Source organism: Prevotella sp. TCVGH, from assembly GCF_023522295.1.
In the GTDB taxonomy this organism is placed as follows: Bacteria; Bacteroidota; Bacteroidia; order Bacteroidales; family Bacteroidaceae; genus Prevotella; species Prevotella timonensis.
Genome location: NZ_QFFX01000070.1, coordinates 1 through 11,958, shown reverse-complemented (window position 1 = coordinate 11,958; position 11,958 = coordinate 1). Strand labels below are relative to the sequence as shown.

Here is an 11,958-nt window from a genome sequence, read left to right as displayed (position 1 = left end):
GCTGTCCGGTAAAAAAATATGATATTGGGCTAAGTGCTTAAAACACAATACTCTGCGATTAAATACTGGTTGTATAGGTAACGATTTGGAAATGAGCGATATTCTTGAAAGCTCATTATTTTGTATAACCAAAGAACGCTCACTGTTTCTGTTGCAAAGGTAATACTTTGCGTTGAAAAGTGAGCATCCCTTCATGTTTTTCTTCTTTACCGATGAAAGAAAAAGCGATTTACAGCCGTTGTGAGCGGTTGCGGTGAATGAGTTGTTGCCACTTTTGCTCACACTAATCGGAAATGAGACCTCTGCAAAACTCCGTTTGCTCAAAACACTACGCCTGACTATCAGCAAGTTATGTCATTCAAAGTCCTCTACTGTGGGACTTTTGCAGAGGTCTCGAAATATTAATTAGACCATAAGGTATCCATTCTTCGTTCATTGTCGGGGGCTATTCTTTGTGCATGCGCTTTCAATAATGAATACGATGGACACACCATTAAAAGGAAAGATTTCACATTCGGTACAATCCTAACCAACCATTTTGGAAAACGTAACTTCCTGCGTCATTTCGGCTAGCTTGAAGGTTATGTGTGTGAATGTATAGTTGGACCAACAGCTGTTACAGAAGCTACGAATATACCTCCTGTGAAATCTTTGCCTGTAATTCTTTATTCAAATTAAACATTGTCCAGCGAGTGAAGATGTACTTTTGCTTTTTAGCAAAACGCAATATCATTTGTTGATCTTTCATCTCTGCAATGCCCATCAATGTAAGGAGCTTTTGCTTATATGCATCATCCACAAAGGGACAAGTCATCATATCCGCCGTAAGAATCGTGAGTTCTGAATTGCGTTTACGCTCCGACTCCGCAACAAGCCGATACTTTTTCAAAATCTTATCTTTCAACACTGTCCTTTGCTCATTATAACACTTATGGTTAGCATAATAATACATCAATATAATGCATGCGAATAGGTTATACTGCAAGTCACTTTTATCAATAAATGATTTAATAACTTCAGGTGCGAACAGATATGCAGAACCTAACTCTTTGGCTAATATTAACAGATAGAGACTTTCATGCAAGGTATTTCGATGTGAATCCGTTGTAGCTAGTACCAAGGCTATTTCATCTTGAATCTTCTTAAAGATAATGTCCTTGCTTATTGTTTGGAATCTAACCTCAGGATTAGTTTTGAAATCACCATGCCGCTTTGCATAGATAACAATGGAATTCATTATCTTCTGCAGTTTCAATGTAGTATTTACCTGTCTGTTGCTATTAAATACGAAGAACGCCACATCGACTATAGATACAAGATAAGTTGTGAGTTTCCTTTGTACTTTTTGTACATGAATTTCTACTTTATTTTTATCTGTATCTTCTTTTGACATCAGACGCTCATATTTCTTGAAGCCCATTTCATATCGATTAAGAAAAGCGTCAAGGCGTTGGCTCATTTTCTCAAGCAGATAGTTTGCTATATCGCGATATTCAATCCCACATTCCTTAACTATTGCTTTTATTTGAGTATTTACCCCATTTGCAGGCAGGTATATATTGAATTTCTTATATAGTATTTCCCTGTCTTTATCCGAATTTTCGTCTTCAGCTTCATCTTCTTTCTCCACTTCCAAATTTGACTCTACTTCTTCCCAAAGTGGAGTCGAGAATATATGGCTAAATAAATATTCAATTCGCTGTTTGGCTATTGTAACCTTTGTTATAAAAGGTCTTTCAAACTCTTCAGTTTTGGACGGACTGATTTGTAATTTGAATTCTTTCAGCCATTTTGTTAGACTGTCCATGAAGAGACTCCTATCCTTTTCATCATTATAGAATAGGAAATAATCGTCAACATACCGATAACACTCATAGTTAGATTTCTGACAAAGCTTTTCTTCCAATAATTCCTGCTCAACCTTTTGGTCTATATACTGAAGTATAATCTCTGCAAAGATTCGAGAGAATTCCGGACCTATTACAATACCATTCGTTTCACGAGCATTGACCGACTGCATTAGATTGTCAAACGCATCACCAACCCATGAACCATGATATCCGGGCAAAACCTTCACCTTGTCCGCACCTCCTGCAGTCGCCCAACTTATGGTGTGCGTGTAAATACTGTCGAAACAGCTCTGTAAATCGAACTTCACAAGATGTTTGAATTTCTTTTCTGCTCGTTGGTATCTGTAATCCTCATAGAACTTGTATATATTTGAATACTTCTCGTAACTGAAGTAAGTTTTTAAGTTCTCATACTCATTGAAGAACAATTCAACTTTGTCGCTTTCATGTCCTAACAACTTTCGATGAAGTCGATCTCTATAGTAAAAGTATTGTGCTATCTTGTGCGGTTTGCGAAGAGAGTATTTACTCTGATTGCAAAGATATAGTATAGAATACTTATACTGATTATAAAACTCTACTACTTGCCACTGGCTATATGGATGTATAATTGATAGCGTTCTGTTCTTATTCGGCTTGTGAGCTATGTTGAAATGATAAGGATAGAATAGAGCATTTAGTCGATGTTGGAGTGTCCCGATTTCATTACCCTTTTCATAACATCCGAATAGCAATGCAGCAAAAGCATTCGCATCCTTTTCATCCAAACGTTTAGATTGTTTCAATATATTCCACGTGATATTATCAACCTTTTGTTTTTCACCAACCCATAAATACTTGGCAAGAAATCGATACAAATATCGGTTTGAGAATATTATAGGACATTCGTAGGGCAAAACATCGGAAAAGAGAACTCGCTCTTTGCTATAACTAAGCTTTATCTTCTTTCTCTTTCTCATACCCACGATGATTTTATAGTTCGTAGTCTTTGCTTCTTTACTTTGTAACGCTTGTGAGGGTAATCAAATCCTTTTGTGAAAGATAGTAAAGCAAGCTTTCGTTTCAGTCTATCCTCTAGTACAGCCCTATCTGCAATTGCAATAGATGTCTTTGAAGAAAGACTCAGCCTACCTATGTTGCGACTCAATTGTCCATCCAAGTATAACAGATTTCTTTTATTATCCAATAGCTGATTGGAATAAAAGATGCCAACCTTAACTCCTTTCTTTGCGTTATACAGATTTATGTTGCAGGTCAATACATGAAGTGCATCAAACAAATAGTGTGCTGCTACATCGAAACCTACTATATCAATCATATTGTCAAAAGTAGTGAACGACTTATCTATTCTATTTGTAATACTTTTCAATTTGTCTTGAGAGAGCGAGAATAGCAGACTATCTTTATTCTCATAGCCAATATGAATATTATATCCTAATAGATTGAAGTCTAAATCTATTGCATTAGCCGAATCATACATATAGCATTTTCCTAAGCCATCTGATGGTGTGTGTATTGTCAATCCCTTTTGAGAATAAATTTCCTTAAGCTCTTCAATGTACCAATCTATTGATTTATGGTATTCATCTCTGATATCAGGGTGAATAACAAGCACCATATCGTCCACATATCTACCAAGAAATAAAACACCTGGCAAAAATCTCTTTATCACCTCATCTATCTTGGACAAATAGAATTCAGATAGTAGCGAACTGATAGCGCAACCTCGTGGAATACCAGTTTGTAAGGTTGGCACAAGTGGGCGCAGATTCTTGGCTTCAAACTCCTTTCGGATGAGTCCTCGCAAAAGGGATTTACTCTTTACATCAAGCAGATTGTTACCCTCCAAATACTCAAACAACTTATCATGTGGTATCGACTCGAAACAATGACAAACATCCGTTCGGATGATATAGTACCTACTTTTATCCTCCCTCAACAGCATCTTTAACTGAGAAAGTATCTCGTCGCGACTTGACATGGATATCTTAAACAGCTTTTTCACATTTCGGCAAAGAACTTGCATTGCGAAAAACTCTTCAGCTGTAGCTCCAATAGAATAAACTGGTTTCTGCGGATCTTTTGACGCATCTGGCGTAAGATTGAAACGAAAACTACTTGATAAAATATTTAAAGATACTTTGCTAAGATGCTCTTGAAGCAAGGCTTTCTGTTGCTGGGCATTCTCCTTCATCGATTGCTTTAAGTGGTCAACATGACTCGTTTCTTCCTCGGTACGCTCTGCCTTTTTCTTCCGCAATATCTCATTTAGTTCCTTTCTCATCTCACGATAGTTCTGAGCTGCATCTAAATATTCAAGTGAAAGATACCTTTTCTGCATCTTTCCCTTCCTATTCACCGCATTGAACGCATCATTCAGCGAATCGTAGTTATATGAGAAGCTATACTGAGACATCTCTTAGATTTTGTCTATCTATCTGTTATTCAACCACTCCTCCTTCAGTTTGGAAGTAGTTGATTTGCTTTTTATTTCGACAGAAAAGCGCAGTCACCGATACAAAATATTTTGAATAACTAAAGAACGCTCACTGTTTCAGATACAAAGGTAACACTTTGCGTTGAAAAGTGAGCGTCCTTTCGTGTTTTTCTTTTTTCCCGATGAGAGAAAAAGCGATTACAGCCGTTGCGAGCGGTTGCGGTGAATGAGTTGTTGCCACTTCTGCTCACACCAGTCGGGGACGGACAGACCGTTGATGGTGAGGACAGGCTGCCGCTTCTCATTGGTGGTGATGCGCATCTCGGCATTCTCCTCGGTGAAGTTACGTTTGTACATTCCAGAATACACATCAGCCGTACTATGTACCGCTACCTGCTTTTGGTGCATTCTGACAAAGGTGTCGTCATCAATGCCCATCTTACGGAGCAACAGACGGATATTGAGCAAGAGGTAGAAACTGTGGAAGAAACACCGAATGAAACTTCGCTCCTCCTCATACGCCTTGATTTCCTTCTGCTGTCCGGCTATGGTCTTGTCTTTGGCTGCAACGGTATCCTGCAGGAGAATAACCTCCTTGCGGATTTCGGCTTTCTCCTTTTCTGAAAGGAACTTCTGTCGCTCCATCTCCCTCTCCAACTCTCCGATACGCTTCTCAGCCTTGTCAAGTTCCGTGTTGCCAAAGAGCGAGTAGAGCGTACCCTTTACCCGAAGTTTACCTGCCTGCTTCTCCAAATCCCTTACCTTTTCGATAAGGTCGGCTTCTTCGGCTTGTTTCAGTTCCGTCTCCTTGAGTATCTCCTTGTAATACTCCATATTAGAGCGGTGCTTGGCTTCCGAGCCATATATACCTCTCTCCAACCCGAAAGGTTTCATCTGTTCTGCGTATGTGGTTTGGTACTCCTCCAATTTCTTCGGGGTAAGCACATCATCGGCACAAAGCCGTACCTTGTTCTTCTTGGTCTTGTACTTGCGTTTTCCGTTTTCGGCTTCGGTCTTGGCTTTCCGTCTTTCTCCTTGCACGATGGGTACTATCGTTGCATGGATATGCGGTGTTTCCTCATCAGCATGGAGCGTAGCTGCCACTACATTTTCCTTACCAAAGGTGGAGTAAAGCCATTGCATCGTACTGTCGCACCACTCTCCCAAACGCCCCTCGCTTTCAAGCCGGAGCATATCCTCGTGCGAGCCAGAAAGGATAAATCGCAAAGCCTTGACTTGGTTGTCTGCTACCTTACGGTAGATGTTTGCCGTGGCAATGCGGTGTTCTATAGCTTCCGTGCGGTTGGTGACACCTGCGGGGAATTGCACCAACTCACGGTTGAGGTGCGTGCGGGTGGCATCGACATTGTTCGGCACGAATGTACGCTCGATGTGTGCGCTCATTGCCGAGTCGTTGCCCCGAGCCTTATCTATGTGTAATACTGCGTAGCCCATAAATTGAAGGTTGCTTTAAGGGGTATCCAAAGGGGCGGAGTCCCTTGGCTCAGGAGGGCTTTTTTAGCGGTGACGGAGTGGAGCGTGAAGAAAATGCCCTAATGAGCTATGGCATTTCTACTAAATGCCGCTCCGCCCTGTCCGAAGCCCACCTTTACGGTAATTGCATTCTCTGAATGCTCAGAGGGCTTTGTTTCTAAGTTTCTTTTGGAGAAACTTGCAGTTGAGCAAACTGCCTCGCTATCGAAACAAAGTCATCTGTCAGCTTATTGTTCTCTTTTAGTCCCTAAGGATACCCGATTGATACTTGGTTATAATTGCATTCATTTGCCTTATCTGAGAAATCCCCGTTTGACAACCGATTGAGTTTTCTTCTGTTTCTGTTCCATCGCTTTCTGACGTGAAACGTGGTACTCGTTGAGGTCTTTATATCCGCCATAATGTCGGCTCATATCCTCTGCGCTCATTCCTGCCGATTGAAGAACTTGCATGGCTCGCCGTCCTGCTTCATCGTTGTCAAGAAAAGCACGGACGCAGCCAATATGATGTTCTCGGAGATATGTAACGGCTCTATGGATGTTGCTTACGGAGTTCAGCACAAGGCTGGGAGCGATTTCTTTTCCTTTCATCGTGAGATAGGAAAGGAAGTCTATAAAGCCCTCGAAGATGCAGTGAGGGACGTTGTTCGCATCTCCTGCAATCACGGATATGTCCTTTGGGGCAATTGTTCCCTTGAATGTCTTGTCGTCCCGAAGCTCATATCCTCCTGCACGGTTGGCAAATCCTATGGCGGTGTAAGTTCTTCCTCCCACCTCATAGCATACGGAACGCAGATAGGGTTTGGCAAGTGAAAGGTCAATCTTGCGTTCCTCCTGCAAATAGCGTTGCAGGTGTGGGGGCAACCCCTCGCTGATGCCGAGAATGTGCCTTGCGCTCGGGGACAGTGCAGCGACTTTTTCCTTTGGAGGAGTTGCACTATGAAAGGAAAGGTTGTTCCCTGCCAAATGGCTCATTGCTTTGTGAGCATCGCACCCTTGCAACAACATCACAAGGTCGATGATGCTTCCACCTTGACCTGTGCCGTAGTCGTGCCACAGGTTTTGCCGAAAGTCCACTTTCATACTGGCGTTGAGGTCTTCTCGGTAGGGTGCGTGATAAAGGGCATAGCCGTTATAACGCTTGGCAGGCTCGATACCGCAGGCATGCAGATAGTCGGCTATCGGTATCGCCTTGATGTATTGTAGGTCGTAATATTCGTTGTTCATTGCTGTTATCGTTGGATTTGGATTATTCATATTCATTTGTTCGTTATTTCATTGTTTACTATGTTTTCTCTTTTGGGAATTTCCCCATTTTATCTTACTACCCTTCGACACTCGGATAAGTGATTGACAGTGAAAGAGAAAAGTGTAACACTTCGTTTGGTTTTATCCTTCGACACCTCCTATCTACACCTTTCCTCATTTATTCTCTCTTGTAGAAGCGTAGAAAGATGGTAGTAAGCCGTGTCGCAAGATAAATATCCCTTGCAATCCTTTCTCTTTCACTGTATTATCCTTAGTTGTAGTAACGTAGTAAGGAGAATAGGAAAGAAAAGAGAAAGGGGTATTGCAAAGGAGTAGGTAACAACAGGGGGCTATGGCGGTTGCTCGGGGAAAATCTTGCGAACGGCATACACATATACAGGATTGCCATTTACCCTGCGGCATTCTCTCGCATAGCCTGCCTTTCGCAGGGCTTCACCCATCCGCTTGGCGGAGAGGGACTGTCGGGTATAGCAGGAGAGATAACCCACGATTTCCGAATTGGTCATATAGAAACGCTTGGTGGCTTTCTCCGCTTCCGTGGGAAAGGTGAAATAGCGGAGCAACAGCTCCATCTCGGTCGTATAGACTTGGAAGGCTTCGCTGTTTCTATGCAATTCAATAATCTCTTCATCATTAAACCAATAACGAAACCCCTCATTCAACAAGGTCTTGGCTTCGCCATACACGGCATCCGTCGGAATGCTCTTGGCTCTGTCTATCTCTATCGCCAGCACCTCAAAAGGGAGGAAGCGTCTGCTTCCTGTCGGGTCGGTGAGGAAGTCGTTGCCATTGACCGAAGCCACGAAACTTGCCAAGTGAGGTCGCTCCTCGATATGCTTCTCGTAAGGCATACGGTACTTCACCTGCGGACAGGTGATAAGGTTCTTCAGTTCGTTCTCGTCCCGTTTGTTGAGGGCTTTGAGCTGGTCGTCAATGTTGATGATGAGATTTTGACCGATAAGACTCAGCACGTCTTTCTCCTGTGGGTATATCTTCCCCGTATAGCGGTAATCGGAGAGAGACGGAGGACAGAGCAGGTCAAGGAACGTGGTTTTGAATTTTCCCTGCTCGCCTGTCAGCACAAGGCAGGTATGATTACGACATTGCTTGTCGTCCATCGCATTGGCGACCACTGCCACGAGCCACTTGGTGAGGTATTCTTTCCATTTCTCAGGATTGGCTACCCTCACGCAGTCGGCAAGTGCGGTAATCGCTCCTTTCTTGGCTTCTTCCATTATCGGTAAGCTGTGGAAATAAGCCTGCACAGGATTGATGCGTGGGGAGAAATCGCTTTCGATGATGCTGTACAGGTTCTCGGGCGAGGTCTGTACGCCCGCTTCCTTGTCCAATGCTCGTTTGAGGGTATTGATACGGTAGCGGTCTATGGCTGTGTAATCGCCCGTTCCTCGCAGACGGTACTCTGCCCGGTTTAACACGGTGTTGTAACGGAACTCGTACCGATCCGAAAGGAACTCCTCTATTTGGGTATTCCTTGAAGTGTTGTCATTGTTTTCTTTTTTCATTGTGTGGATTGCTTTCTGTTACTTGTTTTTGATGTTTGGCACGCTTATGATTGCCAAAGCCAAGTTAGACAGCCTTTTTCGCAGAGCCAAAGGTTGCGGTGTTCTTGCATCAGAGTACATCACTTTTCTCTGCTACGACACAACGAGAAAGCCCCCTTTTCACTCAAAAACAGAGAGAAACAGGCAAAATAAGTGTGCGGATTGCACGATGGATAACTGTGCAGTCTGCAACCTTTCGCAAGGTTTCGCACTATCCGAAAGGAACAAATGGATTTTCGGGCGGTGCAGGAGGATTTGAAAAGGAAAAACAGGGGATGTATGGTGTGCGGACTTCCTGCCGTTTCCCTCTTCTTCCCTGCTTATCCCAACCCTTTCAAAAATCGAAAACTCCTGCTTACTTTTGCGTCAGAAATCAATAATAACGCAAATAAAACAACAACGAAAAATGAGATTTACAGCTATTGACACCTCTGCTTGGGAGAAACTGAAAGAGAGCATTGTGGAACTGACCGACTGCTTCAATGAGCATTTCGCCCCACCTGCCGAACTGCCCGACCTTCTGCACAATGGGGATGTGTGCCGAATATTGAACATCAGTAAGCGGACACTCCAGCATTATCGGGACACCTCCGTGTTACCATTCATTCAAATCGGGCATAAGTGCTATTACAAATATGAGGACGTTGAGACACTCCTCGCCAAGTCTGATACTCATAAATAAAACGAACTATGGAATACGAAACCATCAGCAAAGAAACACCCGAGATGAAACAGCTCATCTCGGGTATCAGAAACCTAACGAAGCGTGTGCGAACAACGGCACAGACACACCGCCCCCTGTTTGAGGGCGAACTCTATCTCACAGGACGAGAGGTCTGCGAAAGGCTCTTTCTTTCTCCCCGCACCTTACAGGATTATCGGGACAAGGGCATTTTCCCATACACGCAGATTGCAGGAAAGATACTCTATCGTATGTCCGACCTGCAACGGATTTTACAAGAGAATTACGTAAACAGAAACCTGCATCAATAACGGTGCAGGTTTTTCTTTTTCCTTCTGTATAACACACTCTCGTTTTCAATTTGCATTAAATATTTGAGTTTTCTTTGTAGAGCCTATAAAAAACAATACCTTTGCAGTTGAGCGTATTATGTGTTTAAATATCAAAGACATCCTCTCAATAATATGAAAATAAATTTAGAAGCATTTAATCTGGAATTACTACAGAAGAGTCTATTATCCGAAGAAGAGAAAAAGGTTCTTCTTCGTTTATGGAATGATGAGTATCCTATTATTATATCGCATAGTTCATTGCAGAGTTTTAATCATTACTTAGATAGTTTAGAGAATGTCACACACTATTTATTGATGGACTTGTCGTACAATATAATCAAAGGATGGGCTTTTACATTTGATAGAGATGGTCTTCGTTGGTTTGCTATTATACTATCTCCGACTATTCAGAAAAAAGGAATTGGACGTATAATACTGAAATATCTCATCTCAAAAGAAAAGCATCTCAGTGCTTGGGTTATTGACAACGATAGATATGTTAAATCTAATGGACAACCATATTTGTCGCCCCTGTTATTTTATACAAAACTTGGATGTAGAATATCAAAGAAGGACACATCTACATCTGGTGAACTTTCAGTTGTTAAGATAGACTTTTAGTGACATTATAAGGTTAAATTTACGCCCCTCTACTATTCACCTGTTTATCTTCTCACCTAATTTTTGTATTACTACCACATATAAGGTTTTATTGCATTTTTAACTACATTGGAATGAAAAAAATAAATGATATTCTTAATCATATTCTGCGAATTGAAAATGGGTTCAAGCATATCAACGATGGAGTTACAGAAATAATGAAAATGTATCCCCCAAAGCAATGTTTTGAATTGGCACTTGACTTGTTCAAGCACGAAGCCTATCAAGCCCGAATGTTAGCAACTACATTATTTGGACTTTTAGCTGTAGAGAATGATAATGCGCTTCGTTTTTTAAAGGAACAAGTAAGCACTGATGAAAATTGGCGTGTGCAGGAAATGCTTGCAAAGGCTTTTGATGAGATTTGCAAACACAGAGGATATGAAGCGTCCTTGCCACTCATCGAAGAGTGGATAAATAGTGATAATCCGAATGTTGTCCGTGCAGTAACGGAGGGATTGAGGATTTGGACAAGTCGCCCATTCTTCAAAGAGAACCCATCGGTTGCCATTGCCCTAATCAGTAAGCACAAAGCACACGAAAGCGAATATCTTCGGAAATCCGTTGGAAACGCTTTAAGGGATATAAGCAAGAAGTACACAGAATTGATACGGCAGGAAGTGCAGCAATGGGATTTATCCAATCCTCGAATTATGTTCACTTACAAACTTGCAGCAAAGTTATTAAAGTAAAAAAGATATATCAATGAAACAGAAAGTATTATTTATCATATTGAATGAATACACGGATTGGGAGGGGGCTTTTCTCTCCACAGCTCTTCACGTGGGCGTGATACCGGGCGGTGAAATAAAGTATGAAGTGCATACCGTTGCCCCGACATCGGACACAGTCTGTTCCATTGGAGGTTTCAGAACTTTGCCCGATTATTCTTTTGAGAATATGCCGAAAGATTATGCCGCATTAGTGCTTATCGGCGGCAACCGTTGGGACTCGCCTGAAGCAGAACTTGTCGTACCTTTGGTACAGGAGGCTTTGGATAAAGGTAAAATCATCGGGGCGATATGTAACGGAGCTTCGTTTCTATGTTTGCATGGTTTCCTAAACAACGTAAAACATACGGGCAACGGTCTCGACCAACTTAAACAATGGGGTGGAATCGGTTACACTAACGCAGAGAATTATGTGGAAGCACAAGCTGTTAGTGACAAGAATATTGTTACGGCAAATGGTGTCGGACATTTGGAATTCACTCGAGAGATGCTTCTATTGCTGGAAGCCAATACTCCCGAAAACATTGCTTCATGGTATGATTTCTATAAAAACGGATTTGTGAGATAAAATTATTTTTCTGAAATACTAAACTTTATGATCGTAATGTCAAACATAAAAGCCACGTTTCCGTGCAATTTACAGAGCGTTTGGCAAGTCGTAACATCGCTAACAGACTATTCGTGGAGAAGTGATGTTGAAAAGATAGAGGTCATATCAGACACGCAATTTGTAGAAATAACGAAGAGGATATAAAACAACTTTCACGGTAACAAGACAAGAACCTTGTTGTCGATGGGAGTTTGACATGAAGAATGACAATATGAAAGGACATTGGGTCGGTGTTTTCAGTGGCAATGAAAAGAATGCTACGATTGACTTTACAGAACACATTGAGCCTAAGAAATGGTTTATGATTCCGTTTGTAAAGATTTATTTGAAAT

Annotated in this window: 10 protein-coding genes and 1 pseudogene; 6 read left to right on the top strand and 5 right to left on the bottom strand. The window is 41.8% G+C overall.

The genetic code is table 11. From position 1 onward, the window contains the following. Nucleotides 1-625: 625 nt before the first annotated feature. The 5 genes from drt3b to DEM91_RS10710 all read right to left on the bottom strand — a co-directional run bounded on the left by drt3b (nt 626) and on the right by DEM91_RS10710 (nt 8,572). A complete protein-coding gene (gene drt3b / locus DEM91_RS10730; protein ID WP_249858920.1) occupies nt 626-2,809 on the bottom strand; it encodes an antiviral reverse transcriptase Drt3b in 2,184 nt (727 codons plus the stop codon). Further along, nucleotides 2,806-4,266, bottom strand: coding sequence for an antiviral reverse transcriptase Drt3a (gene drt3a, locus DEM91_RS10725; protein ID WP_249858919.1), 1,461 nt, complete (start codon nt 4,264-4,266; stop codon nt 2,806-2,808). The genes drt3b and drt3a overlap by 4 nt, the downstream gene beginning before the upstream one ends. 219 nt (nt 4,267-4,485) lie before the next feature. Then, the gene (mobV, locus tag DEM91_RS10720) at nt 4,486-5,742 is read right to left on the bottom strand and encodes a MobV family relaxase (protein WP_045167832.1); all 1,257 of its coding nucleotides are present in this window, start codon (nt 5,740-5,742) and stop codon (nt 4,486-4,488) included. Nucleotides 5,743-6,074: 332 nt separating this feature from the next. After that, on the bottom strand, nt 6,075-7,007 hold the full coding sequence (locus tag DEM91_RS10715) for a toprim domain-containing protein (RefSeq protein ID WP_249858921.1): 933 nt from the start codon (nt 7,005-7,007) through the stop codon (nt 6,075-6,077). Between the two features lie 371 nt (nt 7,008-7,378). Then, nucleotides 7,379-8,572: a VapE domain-containing protein gene (locus tag DEM91_RS10710; protein WP_045167834.1), complete on the bottom strand. Its 1,194-nt coding sequence runs from the start codon at nt 8,570-8,572 to the stop codon at nt 7,379-7,381. Nucleotides 8,573-9,017: 445 nt separating this feature from the next. Here DEM91_RS10710 and DEM91_RS10705 point away from each other — a divergent pair, with 445 nt between their 5' ends. From DEM91_RS10705 to DEM91_RS12630, 6 genes and pseudogenes are all read left to right on the top strand, one after another. Next, a complete protein-coding gene (locus DEM91_RS10705) occupies nt 9,018-9,293 on the top strand; it encodes a helix-turn-helix domain-containing protein (RefSeq protein WP_249858918.1) in 276 nt (91 codons plus the stop codon). Nucleotides 9,294-9,301: 8 nt separating this feature from the next. Then, entirely contained in the window at nt 9,302-9,604 is a 303-nt protein-coding gene (locus tag DEM91_RS10700) for a helix-turn-helix domain-containing protein (protein ID WP_045167836.1), read from the top strand. Nucleotides 9,605-9,757: 153 nt separating this feature from the next. Then, the gene (locus tag DEM91_RS10695; protein WP_045167846.1) at nt 9,758-10,246 is read left to right on the top strand and encodes an N-acetyltransferase; all 489 of its coding nucleotides are present in this window, start codon (nt 9,758-9,760) and stop codon (nt 10,244-10,246) included. A 113-nt stretch (nt 10,247-10,359) separates the two neighbouring features. After that, the gene (locus tag DEM91_RS10690; RefSeq protein ID WP_249858917.1) at nt 10,360-10,977 is read left to right on the top strand and encodes a DNA alkylation repair protein; all 618 of its coding nucleotides are present in this window, start codon (nt 10,360-10,362) and stop codon (nt 10,975-10,977) included. Nucleotides 10,978-10,990: 13 nt separating this feature from the next. Beyond that, complete coding sequence (locus tag DEM91_RS10685) at nt 10,991-11,584, top strand: type 1 glutamine amidotransferase family protein (RefSeq protein WP_249858916.1); 594 nt, start codon at nt 10,991-10,993, stop codon at nt 11,582-11,584. 27 nt (nt 11,585-11,611) lie between these two features. Next, nucleotides 11,612-11,958: pseudogene (locus DEM91_RS12630) on the top strand (polyketide cyclase); the annotation flags it as partial.

What these genes read in the sequence shown, in the direction of transcription:
- drt3b (WP_249858920.1), bottom strand. Translation starts at nt 2,809, where the DNA reads ATGAGAAAGAGAAAGAAGATAAAGCTTAGTTATAGCAAAGAGCGAGTT.
- DEM91_RS10695 (WP_045167846.1), top strand. Translation starts at nt 9,758, where the DNA reads ATGAAAATAAATTTAGAAGCATTTAATCTGGAATTACTACAGAAGAGT.
- DEM91_RS10690 (WP_249858917.1), top strand. Translation starts at nt 10,360, where the DNA reads ATGAAAAAAATAAATGATATTCTTAATCATATTCTGCGAATTGAAAAT.
- drt3a (WP_249858919.1), bottom strand. Translation starts at nt 4,266, where the DNA reads ATGTCTCAGTATAGCTTCTCATATAACTACGATTCGCTGAATGATGCG.
- DEM91_RS10710 (WP_045167834.1), bottom strand. Translation starts at nt 8,572, where the DNA reads ATGAAAAAAGAAAACAATGACAACACTTCAAGGAATACCCAAATAGAG.
- mobV (WP_045167832.1), bottom strand. Translation starts at nt 5,742, where the DNA reads ATGGGCTACGCAGTATTACACATAGATAAGGCTCGGGGCAACGACTCG.
- DEM91_RS10705 (WP_249858918.1), top strand. Translation starts at nt 9,018, where the DNA reads ATGAGATTTACAGCTATTGACACCTCTGCTTGGGAGAAACTGAAAGAG.
- DEM91_RS10700 (WP_045167836.1), top strand. Translation starts at nt 9,302, where the DNA reads ATGGAATACGAAACCATCAGCAAAGAAACACCCGAGATGAAACAGCTC.
- DEM91_RS10715 (WP_249858921.1), bottom strand. Translation starts at nt 7,007, where the DNA reads ATGAACAACGAATATTACGACCTACAATACATCAAGGCGATACCGATA.
- DEM91_RS10685 (WP_249858916.1), top strand. Translation starts at nt 10,991, where the DNA reads ATGAAACAGAAAGTATTATTTATCATATTGAATGAATACACGGATTGG.